The organism is Pontibacter coccineus (genome assembly GCF_030546575.1).
In the GTDB taxonomy this organism is placed as follows: Bacteria; Bacteroidota; Bacteroidia; order Cytophagales; family Hymenobacteraceae; genus Pontibacter; species Pontibacter coccineus.
This window is the reverse complement of record NZ_JAUOTN010000004.1, coordinates 308616-325895: the sequence shown is the minus strand read 5'-3', so window position 1 is coordinate 325895 and position 17280 is coordinate 308616. Positions and strand designations below refer to the sequence as shown.

The 17280-nt window shown below is 53.3% G+C and carries 13 protein-coding genes and 1 pseudogene; 12 read left to right on the top strand and 2 right to left on the bottom strand.

Annotated elements, in window-relative coordinates:
* Positions 1–3 precede the first annotated feature (3 nt).
* Positions 4–624: a lipoprotein signal peptidase gene (locus Q4E40_RS11425; RefSeq protein ID WP_303412267.1), complete on the top strand. Its 621-nt coding sequence runs from the start codon at positions 4–6 to the stop codon at positions 622–624.
* Positions 625–802: 178 nt separating this feature from the next.
* Positions 803–1573, top strand: coding sequence for a hypothetical protein (locus Q4E40_RS11420; protein ID WP_303412266.1), 771 nt, complete (start codon positions 803–805; stop codon positions 1571–1573).
* A gap of 63 nt (positions 1574–1636) precedes the next feature.
* On the opposite strand, the gene Q4E40_RS11415 is transcribed toward Q4E40_RS11420, so the two are convergent.
* On the bottom strand, positions 1637–2299 hold the full coding sequence (locus tag Q4E40_RS11415) for an HAD family hydrolase (RefSeq protein WP_303412264.1): 663 nt from the start codon (positions 2297–2299) through the stop codon (positions 1637–1639).
* Positions 2300–2404: 105 nt separating this feature from the next.
* Between Q4E40_RS11415 and Q4E40_RS11410 the strand changes: the two genes are divergently transcribed.
* The 9 genes and pseudogenes from Q4E40_RS11410 to Q4E40_RS20420 form a co-directional block, all read left to right on the top strand.
* Entirely contained in the window at positions 2405–4240 is a 1836-nt protein-coding gene (locus tag Q4E40_RS11410; RefSeq protein WP_303412262.1) for an ABC transporter ATP-binding protein, read from the top strand.
* Between the two features lie 171 nt (positions 4241–4411).
* Positions 4412–6670, top strand: a complete 2259-nt coding sequence (rnr, locus tag Q4E40_RS11405) for a ribonuclease R (RefSeq protein WP_303412261.1) — start codon at positions 4412–4414, stop codon at positions 6668–6670.
* Positions 6671–6678: 8 nt separating this feature from the next.
* Positions 6679–7653, top strand: coding sequence for a polyprenyl synthetase family protein (locus Q4E40_RS11400; protein WP_303412259.1), 975 nt, complete (start codon positions 6679–6681; stop codon positions 7651–7653).
* A gap of 302 nt (positions 7654–7955) precedes the next feature.
* Positions 7956–8603, top strand: coding sequence for a rhomboid family intramembrane serine protease (locus Q4E40_RS11395; RefSeq protein WP_303412257.1), 648 nt, complete (start codon positions 7956–7958; stop codon positions 8601–8603).
* 108 nt (positions 8604–8711) lie between these two features.
* Positions 8712–9185 carry a fasciclin domain-containing protein gene (locus Q4E40_RS11390; protein ID WP_303412256.1) on the top strand — a complete coding sequence of 158 codons (474 nt, stop codon included), beginning with the start codon at positions 8712–8714 and terminating at the stop codon, positions 9183–9185.
* 121 nt (positions 9186–9306) lie between these two features.
* Entirely contained in the window at positions 9307–9744 is a 438-nt protein-coding gene (locus Q4E40_RS11385) for a hypothetical protein (protein ID WP_303412254.1), read from the top strand.
* 185 nt (positions 9745–9929) lie between these two features.
* Complete coding sequence (locus Q4E40_RS11380) at positions 9930–11708, top strand: SLC13 family permease (RefSeq protein WP_303412252.1); 1779 nt, start codon at positions 9930–9932, stop codon at positions 11706–11708.
* 246 nt (positions 11709–11954) lie between these two features.
* Entirely contained in the window at positions 11955–13373 is a 1419-nt protein-coding gene (locus tag Q4E40_RS11375) for an FAD/NAD(P)-binding protein (protein ID WP_303412249.1), read from the top strand.
* Between the two features lie 99 nt (positions 13374–13472).
* Positions 13473–14150: pseudogene (locus tag Q4E40_RS20420) on the top strand (DUF2490 domain-containing protein); the annotation flags it as partial.
* Positions 14151–14323: 173 nt separating this feature from the next.
* Here the strand turns inward: Q4E40_RS20420 and Q4E40_RS11370 are convergent.
* On the bottom strand, positions 14324–16174 hold the full coding sequence (locus Q4E40_RS11370; protein ID WP_303412248.1) for an ABC transporter ATP-binding protein: 1851 nt from the start codon (positions 16172–16174) through the stop codon (positions 14324–14326).
* A gap of 138 nt (positions 16175–16312) precedes the next feature.
* On the opposite strand from Q4E40_RS11370, the gene Q4E40_RS11365 reads away from it, so the two are divergent.
* The gene (locus Q4E40_RS11365) at positions 16313–17140 is read left to right on the top strand and encodes an energy transducer TonB (RefSeq protein WP_303412246.1); all 828 of its coding nucleotides are present in this window, start codon (positions 16313–16315) and stop codon (positions 17138–17140) included.
* Positions 17141–17280 lie beyond the last annotated feature (140 nt).

Sequence of the window (17280 nt, the reverse complement as noted above, 5' to 3'; positions counted from 1 at the left end):
AACATGAAATATTGGAAGTACTACCTGGTGGCCCTTATCGTCATCATCATCGACCAGGCTGTGAAGCTAATCGTGCATTACAACATGGAAATGGGTATGCCAGGCGAGATCGTTTTGCTGGGCGACTGGCTGAAGCTGCACTATACCCTGAACCCGGGCATGGCCTTCGGTGTGGAGCTTGGCTCTGACTACGGCAAGCTGATGCTGTCGCTGTTTAGATTAGTGGCCGTGTTTGGCATTGCCTACTATATCTACCACCTGGTCAAAACAAAAGCACCCAAGGGCCTGATCTGGTGCATTGGCCTGATTCTGGGCGGCGCCATCGGCAACCTGATCGACAGTACGTTCTACGGCGTGTTATTCGACAACCATCCGTATGGCTCATCCACACCCTGGTTCCATGGGCAGGTAATCGATATGTTCTACATCGATATATGGGAAGGCATCGTGCCGCACTGGATTCCGTTGCTGGGTGGCAAACCGATGTCACTGTGGCCTATTTTCAATGTGGCGGACTCGGCTATTTTTATTGGTGTGCTGATCATCCTCTTCAACCAGAAGCGTTTCTTCGCGCACTACGACGAGCCAGCCAAGCAACCTGCTACTGAACAACAGGGATTCTAAGGTATAGGTATAAGCAAAAAAAAGCGGCTGTTCCATGTGGAATAGCCGCTTTTTTCATGTGCTGCAGTCAAGAAAAAAATCAATCCATTTTTCCGCAAACCGTCGGAAACAGTTAGAATAATTCCGCTTATATTTCATGCCGCTTTCTGGCGACCATGCATTTATGATCCCAAACCCGATGAAATTAAGTAAGCTTATAGCAGCTGCAGCTTTAGGTGTAGGCCTGTCTGCCTGTGGTTGCGAAGACGTGAACCTGGGCAAACTGGAGTTCACCAACCAACTGGTGTCCTTTCTGCCTGCCCAGCCAACGCAGGGGAAGAGCTATTACATCAAGGAAGAGGGCGCTGATCGGAAAATGAAATACGTAAACGCGGATGGTGTGACCACTGTCGAGATACCTGTGAGGAAGACAAACTACAGCGGCAAATTTGATCCCAATTCCTGCAAAGAGTATTTCACGGCAGACCAGAAGGTATACGCAAGCCAGGTAGAGGGCGAGAGCCTGGTCAGTATCAGCGTCACCTATCGGAAAAACGTAAGCACGGACCGGTTCAACAACATCACAGACAAAGCTGCGGTAGGGGATGTCATCGAGTTTGCAGTCGGCTACAACAACAAATTTCCGGAACCGATACAGACCGGCACTTCCAGCAGCAGCAACTTCATCACAAGCCGAACCTTCCTGTTTTGGGATGCGACAACCAATACAATTGACAACTATACCTATACCCAGGAGTTCCTGCCAACCGTGACCCTTGATGGCGTGGCGCATGACAAGGTATACCATTTATACCTCAACCAACCCAACTATTACAGACCGGAGGAACAATACATCCACGACCGCTACCCGGCTTTGGATTATGTGCAGGGAATTTATGTGAAGGAAGGATTCGGAATTATACAGGCGTACACTTCCAAAGGCAAGCAGGTTGTGCTAAGCGTGCATTAACGATAGACTTTAACTTATCCGCACAGTAGCTCGCTATACCCTCAGTACAAAACTATGTTCCGATTACAGAACACCCATTTTCTCCAAACGCTCTTTTAGATCCTCCGGCGAGGTGAAATGAATTGACTCGATGCCTAGTTGCTCGGCCGCTTTGATGTTGCGGAGGTTGTCGTCAATGAAAAGCACTTCGTCAGGCTGCAACTCATACCTATTCAGCAAGGTGTGGTAAAAGCTGTGATTGGGTTTGCGGTCGTTTTCGGTGCCCGACACCACAATGCCGTCAAACCAGCCAAGGAAGTCGTAGCGCTCCAAGGCAATCGGGAAAAGTTCGGCTGACCAGTTCGTCAGGGCGTATAGCTTGTGCTCCCCCCGTGACTTCATCACGCGTAGAATCTCCACAGAGGCATGAATCGGCCCGCCCAGCATTTCCTCCCAGCGGCCATAGTAGGCTTTAATATGCGCTTCGTGCTCGGGATGTCTGGCGATCAGGTAATCGTTGGCTTCCTGAATCGTGCGGCCGCCATCCTGTTCTTCGTTCCAGTCAAAGGTGCAGACGTTTTCCAGGAAATGATGCATTTCTGCCCCATCGTCGAAAATCCTGCGGTATAGGTAATGCGGGTTCCAGTCGATGAGCACGGCGCCAAGATCCCAGATGATGGTGCTTTTCTCGTTGGCTTCGGAAGAAGTGAAATGAGTAGGGTGATTATATTCTGATTTGTTCTGCATTGCTTTTTTGGTAAAACTTAAATGTACTATGAAGAAGGAAAACAAGAAAGGCTTCGCAATCATTCAAAAAACCTTATTTTTACCAGAAGCACCAAGCCATCGCCCTTGTCTATACCTACGCCCATACTGCAGGTCACCGATCTTGAAACCACTTTCGCCACACGGCAGGGAATAGTCCGTGCGGTGGACTGGATTTCTTTTGAGGTATACCCCGGTGAAGCGGTGGCGATTGTGGGCGAGTCAGGTTCGGGGAAGACGGTGACGGCGCTTTCGCTGATGCAGTTACTCGACGCCCAGGCGCAGGTAGCAGGGAAGGCCGTGTTTCAATCGGAGCGACTGGGAGGGGTAGATCTCTTACAGCTGAAGGAAAAGCAACTGCAGCAGATTCGGGGCAACGAAATGGGCATGGTTTTTCAGGACCCCATGTCGTCGCTCAACCCGGTTTTTACCTGTGGACAACAAGTAGCAGAGGTCCTGCTGTGGCATCGCAAAATTTCAAAAAAAAAGGCTAAAGAGCTTGTATTGCTCCTTTTTGAGCAAGCCAGGCTGCCCAGGCCAGGGCAAATTTACGACAGTTATCCACACCAGATTTCGGGCGGGCAAAAGCAACGCGTGATGATCGCGATGGCCATGGCCTGCGAGCCTGTCCTCCTTATTGCCGACGAGCCGACGACCGCTTTAGACGTGACGGTACAGGCCCGCATGCTTTCGCTGATTGATGAGCTGCGGGTAAAGCAGAACATGGCAGTGCTGTTTATCAGTCATGACCTGGGGGTAGTGGCCGAGATAGCCGACCGCGTGCTGGTGATGTATAAGGGCCGTATCGTAGAGCAAGGGAAAGTGCTCGACATCTTCACCAATCCGCAGCACCCTTATACCAAAGGTCTACTCGCCTGCCGTCCTACGCTCAGTTCCAGCTCGCAAGCCAGGCTGCCGGTGGTGGCAGACTTTATGGAGGAAGACGCGCAAGGCATCATCCACGAGAAGCAGCCACAGGTATACGAGCCGTCTTTGGTGGACGTGGTGAATGCCTACGTGGGCACCGTATCCGGTATAAAGCAACAACGCGACAACAGCCAGAAACCGCCTTTGCTAGAGGTGCAAAATCTGCAGGTATACTTCCCCATCAAGAAAGGCATCTTTTCCCGCACCACAGGCCAAGTGAAAGCGGTCGACGGCGTGAGCTTTGCACTAAAGCACGGTGAAACCATTGCGCTGGTGGGCGAGTCGGGGAGCGGCAAGACGACACTGGGCCGCGCTATTCTGCGGCTGGTGGAGCCGACAGCGGGCAGTGTGCTGTTTGAGGGAAACGATATCGCCAGTATGAACGCGGAAACCCTGCGCCAGAACCGCCGCCACTTCCAGATGATCTTCCAGGATCCTTATACCTCGCTCAACCCCATGCAGACCGTAGGAGAGGCCATACTGGAGCCGATGCGTGTGCATAAGCTTTACGGAAACGACAAAGAACGCCGCACCAAAATGCTGGAACTCCTTGAGAAGGTAGGACTTAAGCCGGAGCATGCGCAGCGTTATCCACAGGCCTTCTCGGGTGGTCAGCGGCAACGCATTGCCATCGCGCGGGCCCTGGCGCTGCAGCCGAAGCTGTTGATATGTGACGAGTCGGTGTCGGCGCTGGATGTGTCGGTGCAGGCACAGGTGCTCAATTTGCTCAACGAGCTCAAGCAGGAGTTTAACATGACCTACCTCTTCATCACCCACGACCTGGCCGTGGCCAGGCACATGGCCGACCGCATTCTGGTGATGCACGAAGGACGCATGGTAGAAGAGGGTGTACCTGCGCAACTTTTCCAGCAGCCACAGCACGCCTACACGCGTTCGCTGCTGCAAGCTATACCTGTCGGTGGGCCCCAAGCCATTGCAGCGGCGCAGGAGAAGCGGGCAGCTCTGAGATCAGGTATAGCGCAGTACCAGGATTAATATAGCCGTCTGCATAGCCCATATATAGACTTTTCTCTATAAATTCACCTGAAATTGAGTTGGCTTTAACCTTAGTCTGCCTTGCGGGCGTATAGAGTCAAAACCATTTCAACCAATTATTGCATGGCCCGAGGTGCGGCATACCCGCACCGGCCAATAGAAACAAGATACATGAGAAGTAAAAGACCAAGCAAAGGCGGCAGAGACAAAGACAGCCGCAACGAAAAAGGCGGCTCCCGCAGAGGCGAGTCTTCCAGAAGAGAACCATCCGCCGGTGGCGGCTCCCGCAGAGGCGACGGCCAAAGAGGCGGCGGCAGAGACCGTTCAGCCAAAGGCATTGTGCTGGAGATGTTCTCCAATAGCCCCGATACCGTATTCACGCAGCGCCAGATGACCCGCAAGCTGGGTGTAGTTGACAAGAAAGGCCGCGATGACCTAATGGTGATTGTCAATACACTGCTGCGCGAAAACAAGTTGTTGCTGATCGACGGCGACAAATACCAGCTCAACCTGCGCGTCAACATCATCACGGGCCGCGTGGACCTGGCCAACAGCAAGTATGCATACATTGTGTCCGAGGAAACAGAAGACGATGTGCGCGTTTTCCGCGAGCACCTGAAGTACGCCATGGACGGCGACCTGGTGAAAGTAAAAGTGCTGCCCACGATGCAGGGCGGCCGTTCAGAAGGCATGGTGGTGGAGGTACTGGAGCGCTCGCGCACTGAACTGGTAGGCCTGATGGAGCTCACTAAAAACTTCGGCTTCGTGGTGCCCGACTTCAAGCGACTTTACTTCGACGTATTCGTGGGCGAGCGCAACCTGAACGGGGCGCAGTCAGGCGACAAAGTGCTGGTGAAGATCATCGAATGGCCCAAAGAGCCGGGCAAGAACCCGACGGGCGAAGTGATTCGCGTATTTGGTCCGGCCGGTGAGAACGAGGCCGAGATCCACTCCATTATGGCCGAGTTTGGCCTGCCGTTCGAGTTTCCGGAGACGGTGGAAGAAGAAGCCGAGCAGATATCGGATAAGATACCAGCCGGTGAGCTTGCCAAGCGCCGCGACATGCGCGACATCACCACCTTCACCATCGACCCCGCCGACGCCAAAGACTTTGACGATGCGCTTTCCATCCAGAAACTCGAGAACGGGAACTGGGAGATTGGCGTGCACATCGCCGACGTGACGCATTACGTGCACCCGCGCAGTCTGCTCGAGAAGGAAGCTTTCCACAGAGCCACTTCGGTATACCTGGTGGACAGAACCATCCCGATGCTGCCCGAGCGCCTTTCCAACAACCTGTGCTCCCTGCGTCCGAACGAAGAGAAGCTAACCTTCTCGGTGGTGTTCGAGATTGACGACAACGGCAAGCTCTATGATACCTGGTACGGTCGTACGATAACATATTCTGACCGCCGCTTTTCCTACGAAGAGGCCCAGGAGCGCATTGAGACAGGTGAAGGCGACTTTGTGGAGGAAATCAACACCCTGAACAACATCGCCAAGAAACTGCAGGCCAAGCGCTTTAAAAACGGGGCTATCAGCTTCGAGACAACCGAAGTGAAATTTAAGCTCGACGAGAATGGCAAACCGCTTTCAGTTTATGTGAAGGAGCGCAAGGACGCCCACAAACTCATCGAGGAATTCATGCTGTTGGCAAACAAAAAGGTGGCTGAGTTTGTCTACGGCTTAGGCAAAGGCAAAAAGCGCCCGACCATGGTATACCGTACGCACGGCTCCCCGGACCCCGACAAGCTGAGCACGTTCTCGATCTTCGCCAGCAAGTTTGGCTACAAAGTGGACCCGGATGGCGACATCTCTGATGAACTTAACAACCTGACGCACGAGATTGAAGGCAAACCCGAGCAAAGCGTGCTGCAGAACCTGGCGATCCGGACAATGGCCAAAGCCAAGTATAGCACCGAGCCGGAGGGCCACTTTGGTCTGGCTTTTGATCATTACTCGCACTTTACCTCGCCCATTCGTCGTTACCCCGACATGATGGCGCACCGCCTGTTGCAGCATTACCTCGACGGGGGCACTTCGGAGGACAAAGAGGCGTTTGAGGAACGCTGCCGCCACTCTTCGGAGATGGAAAAACGCGCTGCCGATGCTGAGCGTGCCTCTATTAAGTACAAGCAGGTGGAGTTCATGAAGGACACCATCGGCAACCAATACAAAGGAATTGTGTCTGGTGTGACAGAATGGGGTATATTTGTGGAGATTGAAGAGAACAAGTGCGAAGGCATGGTGCGCCTCTCGAGTCTGAATGACGACTACTACGAGCTGGACGCCAACAACTACCGCATCATTGGTCGTCAGTCGAAGCGCATCATCTCTTTTGGAGATGAGGTGATGGTCGAGATTGTGAGCGCCAACATGGCCGAGCGCACCATCGACATGGAACTGGTAGAAACCCTTAAAAGACATTAATACAACCTGTGGATATTACGCAGCTTTCAACCCAGCTTAACCAAACGCTGAATACCCTCCGTTTTGGCGAACAGCCCACGGAGTTGTACGAGCCCATCCGCTACATTATGTCGCTGGGCGGAAAGCGGATAAGGCCCTTACTGGTGCTTCTGGCTGCAAAAATGTACGATGATGATGTGGACAACGCACTATTGCCCGCTGCGGCCGTAGAGGTTTTCCACAACTTCACGCTCATGCACGACGACATCATGGACAAGGCCCCCCTGCGCCGCGGACAGCAAACCGTGCACGAAAAGTGGAACGCCAACACCGCTATCCTGAGCGGTGACGTGATGCTGGTGCGCGCCTACGAAATGCTGCTGGGCATAGCGCCCGACAAACTGGGCAAGGTGCTGCAGCTCTTCAGCAAAACGGCCGCCGAAGTGTGCGAAGGGCAGCAACTCGACATGAACTTCGAGCGCCGCGAGCAGGTGAGCATCGAAGAGTACATCCACATGATTACCCTGAAAACGGCCGTGCTGCTGGGCTTCAGTCTGGAACTGGGTGCCATCCTGCAGGGAGCCCCTGACAGCGACGCTGAGCACCTGAAGGAATTCGGCGACAACGTAGGCATCGCCTTCCAGCTTCGCGACGACCTGCTTGACGTGTACGGCGACAAAGACAAGTTCGGCAAGCAGGTGGGCGGCGATATCCTTTCGGACAAAAAGACCTTCCTGATGCTGACGGCCCTGGAGCAAGCCAACCAGGGGCAACTGCAAACCATCCTCGACTGGCGCGACAAGACCGACGCAGGTATAGCCGAAGAAAAGGTGCAGGCCATCACCGCCATTTACGACCAGCTCAACATCCGCAAGCAAACCGAACAGCAAATCGATTTCTACTTCCAGCAAGCCCTGTACCACTTAGATGCCGTGCAGGTGCCGGTAGAGCGCAAAGCTACCATCCATGGGCTGGCGCTGCAGCTGATGGAGAGGGATTCGTAGAATTGCTAAATTGTTGGTTCGCAGGTGTTGGGTTTTCAGGTATAGCTTCGCAGGTATAGCGATTTATATTGGCAGGTATAGCAGAGGACTGTGTAACTAAAAAGAGATGCTGAAAGGTATAGCGGAGGTCTTCAGATAACTTTAGCTTATGCCTGAAAGTCAAATCAACTAAACAGTACCCGATAAAAAGTTAGTGTCAGCAAACATCAAGCGTTTGTGAATGCGATGAATCACTTATGCACTCAATCACCCATTCAAAAATAAAACACCTACTCATTCGCTAATTCACCCAAAACAAAAAAATGAGCCTTACCATCATCCTGATCATCATTACAGTGGGCATTTCGTGGTATGCCTGGAAAAACCACGAACTCATGCAGAACTGGATCATGTATCCTTATGCAGTTCAGCGCGACAACTCCTGGTATCGCTTCATTACCTCTGGCTTTCTGCATGCCGATTATATGCACTTATTCTTTAATATGTTCGTCCTATACTCTTTTGGGCAGAACATCGAATACATCATGGTGAATGGCATCTTTAACGGTGAGGGAGTACTGGGAGGATTTGGCCTGATAACGGGAGAGCTGCTCTACTTGCTCATTTTTATAGGCGGTATTATCGTCTCTGATATTCCAACATTTATCAAACATAAGAACAATCCGGTCTACCGGGCTCTAGGTGCCTCAGGCGGCGTGGCTTCTGTGGTTTTCGCAAGTATTATGTTTAACCCGCTAGGCGAGATAGGTATACTCTTTATCCCTATCGGAATCCCAGGATTTATATTTGGCCTGCTTTATATGATCTACTCATATTACCAGGGCAAGCAAATGGGCGACAACATCAACCACGATGCACACCTTTACGGTGCTGTATTCGGGGTAATTATGACATTGATACTCGTTCCAAAAGCAGGGCCTCATTTTATTCAGCAAATTAGCAGCTGGTAACTGTTCGGGTAGGTATAATTGCACTCTTCTGGCCTGATTCTTCGAAGTTAAAATCTGGCTGAGAGCCAGTGAATTCCGTATAAATGCAAAAGAACAGCATTTGTACCGATGAAATCGAAACTATATTATATATACCTTGGAATAGTACTTTTTGTAGCCTTTTCCCTGACCAGCAAACAAGCCGTGGCGCAGGACAGTGAGCTGCAGCGCACCACCATCATGCAGTACGTCATCAATGAGCGCCCTGTGCTGGCCGAGCTTCTGACCACGGCAGGTATGGCTCCCGCCCTCTCCGGCAGCACCGCCTATACCTTGCTGATGCCGCCCGAGGCGAGTTTGCAGGAATTGAAAGGCCAGCCTGTAGAGACAATACGCGCTGTGATGGCAATGCACCTAATCAAGGGTACGCTGTCTGCAACCGACTTTAAAGAGGGAAGCCGTTTGCAGACCAATGGCAGTGCGTCACTGAACGTGTGCCGTAAGAAGGACAACACGCTCCTGAACGGCGTGCAGCTGCACACCGCGGACATTGCCCTGCGGAATGGTCGGGTGCACGAACTGGGAGGGGTGTTGCAGCCTTAGGAATGGAAAATATCCGGACCAAATCCACGATTGCACCATCTTACCTTTTATCAGCCTATTCATACTTGAATAGGTATCATGCATTCGTTGAACAATTGCGTATGCTATACCTGAGCCCTACATGGATAGCAAAACGCCACATACCGACCCTTCTATACCTACCCAGCAAAATGTTGTCCGTAACGCTTGTTACGAAATCGGCTATGACGGCATCAGGAACAGATTATACCTCAGCATACTGGGCTTTTGGAAGAATACCGACATCGTACCTGACTTTCTGAAGGATTGGGACGGGGCATTACAGTTGGTCTCGCCGGGCTTCACGCTCCTTATTGACATGCGCACCATGATCACCCACCCGCAACAACTCTGCAGTATGCACGAGGAGGCGCAGCGCAAAATGAGGGCAGCCGGACCAAGCAGGATTGCCAATGTCATGCCGCTTGATAAAATTGCCAGTCTGCAGGCAGCCGATAGCATCAAGAAGATAGAGCTGCCTTTCCAGCTTTTTGAAACCAGCGAAACGGCCCAACATTGGCTGGATACAACAATGGCATAACCCCAGCACAGCTGTAGCATTTGCTGTGCTGCCAGTGTATTTTTCCTTCCCGTTAATTCCTTTCTTTTGTAACTGTTTGACCACAAAACCAGTTATAGCTACCAATTATTCCGCCCTTGTCTGCGGCAACGCTATACCCGCTGGCTGGCAGCGCACCAAGCCGGTTCCATACCTAACTATCAATCATGACATACGAGATTGGCGTGGTTCTATCTGTGATAGCGGTGGCTGTGGTGCTTTTCGTCAGCGAAAGGCTCTCCATCGACACGACGGCCATACTTGTCATGACGCTCTTCATGATGCTCGGCATCCTCACACCCGCGGAGGGCCTGGCCGGTTTCAGCAATCCCGCCACCATCACGGTCGCCTGCATGTTCATCATCAGCTCAGCCATTTTTAAGTCGGGCTCGCTGAGTAATGTGGGGGTGCTGCTCACCCGGATAGGCCGCAAAAGCAACCTGCTCTGTTTACTGGCTGTGATGCTGGCTTCAGGTCTGCTCTCTGCTTTTATCAACGACACGGCGGTGGTGGCCCTGCTCATGCCCATGGTGATACAGGTGGCCCGAGACACCCGCATCAGCCCTGCCAAACTGCTGATGCCCCTGTCTTTCGGAGCGTTGCTGGGTGGTATCTGCACCCTGATCGGCACCTCTACCAACATACTGGTGAGCGGCATCGCGGAGGCGCAGGGAGAGGCGCCTATCGGTATGTTCGAACTCACATCGGCGGGCATTGTATTTCTGATCGTCGGGATACTGTACATGGTGTTTGTTGGCCGGTTTCTGCTCCCTGACCGCAAGGTGGCCGAAGACCTGACAGAGGACTTTAACATGGGCGACTACCTGACCGAGATCGTGCTGCTGCCCAACTCCCCCTCCGTAGGTATGCCGCTCAGGAGTTCCAGCCTGGTGCAGAACCTCGATATAGATGTGCTGCAGGTGACCCGCGACAAGTATAAGCTCAACGCCACCCCCTATACCATGCTGCGGTCAGGCGATGTGCTGAAGGTGCGCTGCGACGTGGAGAAGCTCAAGAAAATGAAGGTGGAGAAGGGCATCAAGCTGAAATCGGAGCGAAGGCTCAAAGACGAGGACCTGAACAACACCGCCACCAAGCTGTTCGAAGCCATCGTGACGCCCAACTCCTACATGGTAGGCAAGTCCTTGAAAGAGCTTGACTTCAGGGCCTACAACCACGGGGCCACCGTGGTCGCCATCCGCCACCGCGATGAGATCCTCCACGAGAAGCTCACCCATACCCGCCTCTCAGCCGGCGACGTGCTCCTGATTTCAGCCGACAAAAACCAGGCCCTGAACCTGCGCAGCAACGAGGACATTCTGCTTATCTCCGAAACAGAGCGCAGCCACTACGACTACAGCAAGATTATACCTGTGTTGGTAATAGGGGCAGGGGTGGTGCTTACAGCAGCCACGGGGCTGGCGCACATTGTGCTCAGCGCATTGGCTGGGGTGGTGTTGCTGGTGCTCACCAAATCCATCCGCCTCGACGAGCTCTACAAAGCCATTGAGTGGAAAGTAATCTTTATGCTGGCCGGTGTGCTTTCCATGGGCACGGCGCTCGAAAAGACCGGCGCAGCCAGCCTGCTCTCAGGCTTTTTGGTGGAGTCGATAGGCAGCTACGGGCCGCACGCACTATTGTCGGCTTTCTTCTTCATCACTTTCATGACCACCAATTTCATGTCGAACAACGCGACGGCGGCCCTGCTGGCGCCCATTGCCATTGTGGCGGCCAAAGAGATGGGCGTAAGCGTCCGGCCCTTCCTGATGGCTGTAACTTTTGCGGCCTCGCTCAGCTTTATCACGCCGATGGGCTACCAGACCAATACCATGATTTACGGCCCGGGTAACTACCGGTTTGTAGACTACCTGCGTGTAGGTACGCCACTCAACATAATGCTGTGGCTGGTGGCCTCGTTTATCATCCCTTTCTTCTTTCCGTTCTAAACTGTTCCACGTGGGACAGCCGGGGCAGCGGTGTTCAGTAGACCAAGGTATAGGCGGCGGTATAATCAGCTTAAAGTCAATGTTATTAAGCGAGGCAGCTTATCAACTCAGCGTCTGGATTACCGTAAAATCAGAATGCTGTTTTGAAACAGTTGCAGGCACCTAGCGCGCTTACACGCAGGCAGTAAGCACTAGGCCACACGCTCGGCCAAAGAGAAAGAAGTCTATACCTTAGCTATACCAACCATGACAATCGCTATAATAGGAGCAGGGCTAAGCGGTACGCTAACAGCTATCCATCTGTTGAAAAATGCTGCGTCGGGCACTACGGTTTACCTGATAGAACCGGATAGGTATAGAATGAACCGTGGTGTTGCCTACTCAAGCCAGTTGCCTTTTCAGCCACTCAATGTGCCCGCTTCTGCCATGAGCCTTTTTGCTGACGAACCACTCGATTTCTTTAACTGGCTGGAAAAGTACGCTCATCTGTACCAAAGGCAAATTTCGCTGCCAGTCCAGTCAACGGACTTTATCCCGCGTACTGTTTTCGGCGATTACCTGAAAGCGCGCCTGCTGGAGGCGGAGGCTGGTGCGGCGAAAGGCGTTTCGTTTGTGCGGGTGTATGAAGAGGCGCTATCGGTATCGAGGCAGGGCCGTGGTTTTGCTGTAAGCTGTAGCAACCAGCTCAACTTGAGCGCCAACAAAGTGGTGCTGGCCGTGGGCAACTTCCCGCCGGCGCCGTTACCTATACCTAACCAAAGCTTCTATAAAAGCCCATGCTATGTCGCCTCTCCCTGGTCGGCCAAAGGGCTGAGAGGTCTGCAGGCACAGGAGCCCCTGCTGCTGATTGGTTCCAGCCTGACGATGGTGGATCTGGTGGGCAGCCTGCAGGCACAAGGCCACAAGGGCAAGGTATACGTGGTGTCGCGCCACGGGCTGCTGCCGCAGCCTTTCGATGTGAGCACGCGGCCATGCCCCAACCTGGCGATCCCGGCAGCGGCGTATCTGTCCGCATTGGGTTTGTTGCGTTTCGTTCGGGAGGAGATAAAGCGAGCTGAAGCGACAGGCTATACCTGGCGGAGTGTGCTGGACGCGCTGCGTGATGATGTACCCGTGCTCTGGCAGTCTTTGCCATTGAAAGAGAAAAAGATTTTTCTGCGCCACGTTCGGCCATACTGGGAAGTGCACCGCCACCGCATGCCGGCCGCCTCAGCCGCGCTGCTGCAGGAACTACAGAAAAACGGTCAGCTGGAGGTAATAGCGGCCGCTGTTGTGGATGTGCACGAGAAGGGGAATGGAGCGCGCGTTACCATCAGGAGAAGGCATCACAAGGCAACAGAAGAAATTGAGGTAGGCAGGGTCATCAACTGCACGGGCCCGCAATGCGATTACACCCAGGTAATAGCTCCGCTAGTACAGCAGTTGCTGGCGGACGGCCTGGCACAGCCCGATGTGCTATACCTGGGGCTTAAGACGACACCAAGTGGCAAGCTGGTCGATGCAGCAGGCAAATCCGTGCGCGGCGCGTTCACCCTCGGGCCTCCCAGGAAGGGGATGCTGTATGAATCGACTGCGCTGCGTGAGATAAGGCAGCAGGCAAAAGCGCTCGCATTCAGATTGATTCGAGAGGGGAAAGCCACATTGGAAATCGCTGAAAAAAGCTGACCTGTTAAAGACCGACCATGGGAGAAGACCTGTTCCTGATCTTACTGGCAGTACTGAGTCTGGCCTGTGTGTTACTGGTTTGGCATTTTATGGCGGAGGATGAATAACTTACAGCTTTGGGTGCTGCTTGCGGTGGGGCTGCTGCATAGTGCAGCGGGTTTTGCCCAATCTACTGGAAAAGAGGTGACACACCAGCAACTGGCCTGGTTCACTTTTTCAAACACGCTTAAGTTCAGCGACAAGTGGTCGTTAACGTCGGAGGTGCAGGAACGGCGATTCGTAAACCCAGACAGGCACGACCAGTTCCTGGTTCGCTCGCAGGCCCGCTACGCATTGGGCGAAAACTGGGAGGCAGTGGCGGGCTTTACGTATATCCGGCAAAGCCCCAACGACCCCAAAGCCACGCAGCGGCTCGTTGTGCCCGAACTAAGGCCGCACATCCAGCTCAATTATAATCAGCCCCTTGGGAGATTAACCATTACCCACAGGTATAGAGCCGAGAAGCGCTTTTTCAGGAATACCAGCAACGGAGAGCTGGCCCCCGGGTATAACAGCAATTACCGTTTCAGGTATAGGCTAGGGGTGGAATACCGGTTGGCAAGTATTAACGACCAGCCGCTCAAGCTTAAGCTAAACGACGAAATCCATATCAATGCGGGCAAAAAAATTGTGTACAACCGCTTCGACCAGAACAGGATATATGCCGGATTGAGTTACGCTGTATTGGACAATCTGGAAGTAGAGGCGAGCTACCTGCACTGGTACCAGCAACGATCATCGGGCTACCAGTTCTACAAGCGGCATATCGTGCAGCTGGCCATCTCCCACAAAATTGATTTAACAAAGAAGCGGAAGGAATCGGAAGGAATCGGAAGACTAAGGTATAGCCGTACGCCATCATTCCTCACGGGAGTGGGCTTTATAAAAAGTTATTTTGTCCTGATACTTGGTTACAGATACCCTTTCGCCTGCAGCGCAAAAAGCTCGGCATACTTGCCGTTTTGCGCCAAGAGTTCTTCATGCGAGCCCAATTCTTTCAGTTGCCCCTGCTCAAGGAACAGGATGCGGTCGGCCATGCGCACGGTGGAAAAGCGGTGGGAGATGAGCACGGCGGTTTTACCGGCGATCAGCTCCGAGAAGCGCAGAAAAACCTCGTGTTCAGCACGGGCATCAAGTGCTGAAGTGGGCTCGTCGAGGATCAGCAGCTGCGCGTCGCGCATGTAGGCCCGGGCCAGTGCCACCTTCTGCCATTCGCCTCCCGACAGCTCCACGCCTTTGTTAAACCGCTTGCCGAGCACCTGTTCATAGCCATCCGGCAGGCGCTGTATCACGGGGTCGGCCAGGCTCTTCTGTGCGGAGCCCTGTATGCGATCGCGGTCAGCAATGTTGCTGATCTGCCCGATGGCGATGTTGTCGGAGGCCGTCATCTGGAAGCGCACATAGTCCTGAAAGATAATGCCGACCTGGTGGCGCAGATCGTTGAGGTCGTACTCGCGCAGGTCGATGCCGTCGAGCAGGATGCGGCCTTCGGAGGGTTCGTAGAGGCGGGCCAGCAGCTTGACCAACGTGGTTTTACCGGCACCGTTCTCGCCTACCAGCGCCAGTTTTTCGCCGGCCTGCAAATGGAAGGACAGGTGTCGCACCGCCCACTTTTCGCTGTTATGGTACTTGAAACCGACATTTTCAAAAGTAAAGCCCTCTTTTATAGGCCGAGGTATAGAAAGCGGATTGGCAGGCGGGGTGATCTGCGGCTTCAATTCCAGAAAATCAAAAAGATCCTGCAGGTATAGCGCACTCTCCGCGATCTGCGAAAAGCGGGTCATGATGCCCTGCAGCAGGCCCCGCATGTTGCTGAACGAGCCCGCCAGAAACGTGAGCGTACCCACTGTAATAGCACCGGCCACCGTTTGCGCCAGTATAAAAATATAGGCCCCGTAATAAGCCAGTGTTCCCAAAGAGGAGAGGGCACTTCCCCATACGGCCCGCCGCACGATCAGGCTTTTGTTCAGGGCATAGTAGCGGTCCGAGAGTTGTTTAAAACGAGTAGCCAGGAAACCCGACAGGTTAAAGGTTTTGATCTCCTTGGCCGTTTCGTCGGAGGCCCCGATGTAGCGCAGGTAGTCGAGTTCGCGGCGCTCGGGTGTCCAGGAGCGGGAGAGGGAGTAGGTGCGTTCGTTGAAGTGCGTCTCGCCCAGAAACGAAGGGATAACGGCCACCAGCAGGATCAGGATGAGCCAGGGATTAAAGGCAATCAGGCCCACGGCCAGAAAAGCGATCGTGACCATGTCCTGCAGCTGCGAGAGCACCTGCGACATCAGCACCACCCGGGTGATCGTTTGCCGACGCGCCCGCTCCAGTTTGTCGTAAAAAGTAGCATCCTCGAACTGCGCCAGGTCTAGCCGGGCGGCGTGTTCGATGAGTTGCACCGAAGTGTTGTTGGAAAAAAGATCGCCCAGCAGGCTATCGAGCAGCGTGATACCCCGGTTGAAGATATCTGACAGGATGGCTAGGCCCAGTTCCGCCGCCACCAGTATCCAAAGAAAACTCAGGTCACGCTCCCCGGTCACATCGATCAGTCCGATCACCTCATCGATGATCAGCTTGCCCACATACAGCATCGCCAGCGGTATAGCCGATTTGACAAGGCGCAGCAGCACGTTGCCGATGGTCATACTGGGGCTTGTGTTCCAGATCAGGCGGAAGAATTTGGGCAGGTTTTTCAGGGCACCCACCTGCTCGCGGAAGCTCTTCTTGTCGTCTGCCTCTTTCGCCCCACGGGCACCTTTGCTTGGTCTGTTCATCGTCAATCTATACCTGAAACCTATACCTATACCGAAAAAATAAGCAGATGTTTTATCCTGCGGCCTGAATCTTAACAAAAGCTGTAGGATAACCTCCTGCTGATACCCTATATTCAGAATTGTGCTTATTTTTAGCGGATGAAACAAATTTACTCATTTCTGATCCTGGTTTTGGCGCTCTTTTCAGGGCAATCGGTGACCGCGCAAACCGTGAAAACAAGGTATCTGTCGGCCATGCAGAAAGAGGTGCCGGCTGCCGAGGTACATTATTTTGAAGAAATAAAAGAGGACTCGCTTGGCGGAGGAACCCGCACGCTATACCTGGCAAAAGACAGCAGCAAGGTCAGGCTCGTTCACTACAGCGACCTGAAAGGAGGTACTTACGGCTTCGGCGTGCAGCACGGACCGGTGTATGAGTGGCACCCCAACGGGCAGATGAAGCTGGAAATGGCCCACTACAACAACAGATGGGACGGACCCTATACCTCGTGGTATGAAAACGGGCAGGTGAAGCTAAGCACCAGGTATAGCCAGGGCAAGGCGGTTGACACGCTGAAGACTTTTTATGAAACGGGAGCATTGCGCCGGGTGGAGGTATACCAGCAAGGCAAAATGGTGTCGGGCGAGATATACGACGCGAGCGGCAATAGCCTGGATTTCATACCGATGGAGGTGATGCCTGAGTTTCCCGGAGGCGAACAGGTGATGCTGCGCTGGATCGGGTCGGTGCTGAAGTATCCGAAAACCACCCGCAAGGCAAAAGTCGAGGGACTGGTGATCATTTCGTTTGTGGTGGACGAGCAGGGTAAGATAGGAAGTACGGAGTTGATCAAGGGGATACACCCGGACGCCGATGCCGAAGGAATCCGGGTCCTAGAAGCCATGCCCACCTGGAAGCCCGGCCTGCAGGAAGGCAAGCCCGTTCCGGTACGCTATACCCTGCCGTTGCGTTTTTCGCTAAATTAAGAGCTCAGAATACGGGAGGTATAAAGTAACATTGGTCTAATGAATATAGATTTTTAATATATTTATAAAATGCAGGCCGATCTTTTGCAAATGCAGCACGAAGTTTGAGCAATACCAAGTCAGAACAATTCGTAAAGACC

Coding starts and splice junctions, on each gene's coding strand:
- Q4E40_RS11375 (WP_303412249.1), top strand. CDS start 11,955: ATGACAATCGCTATAATAGGAGCAGGGCTAAGCGGTACGCTAACAGCT.
- Q4E40_RS11425 (WP_303412267.1), top strand. CDS start 4: ATGAAATATTGGAAGTACTACCTGGTGGCCCTTATCGTCATCATCATC.
- rnr (WP_303412261.1), top strand. CDS start 4,412: ATGAGAAGTAAAAGACCAAGCAAAGGCGGCAGAGACAAAGACAGCCGC.
- Q4E40_RS11370 (WP_303412248.1), bottom strand. CDS start 16,174: ATGAACAGACCAAGCAAAGGTGCCCGTGGGGCGAAAGAGGCAGACGAC.
- Q4E40_RS11420 (WP_303412266.1), top strand. CDS start 803: ATGAAATTAAGTAAGCTTATAGCAGCTGCAGCTTTAGGTGTAGGCCTG.
- Q4E40_RS11415 (WP_303412264.1), bottom strand. CDS start 2,299: ATGCAGAACAAATCAGAATATAATCACCCTACTCATTTCACTTCTTCC.
- Q4E40_RS11385 (WP_303412254.1), top strand. CDS start 9,307: ATGGATAGCAAAACGCCACATACCGACCCTTCTATACCTACCCAGCAA.
- Q4E40_RS11390 (WP_303412256.1), top strand. CDS start 8,712: ATGAAATCGAAACTATATTATATATACCTTGGAATAGTACTTTTTGTA.
- Q4E40_RS11365 (WP_303412246.1), top strand. CDS start 16,313: ATGAAACAAATTTACTCATTTCTGATCCTGGTTTTGGCGCTCTTTTCA.
- Q4E40_RS11380 (WP_303412252.1), top strand. CDS start 9,930: ATGACATACGAGATTGGCGTGGTTCTATCTGTGATAGCGGTGGCTGTG.
- Q4E40_RS11395 (WP_303412257.1), top strand. CDS start 7,956: ATGAGCCTTACCATCATCCTGATCATCATTACAGTGGGCATTTCGTGG.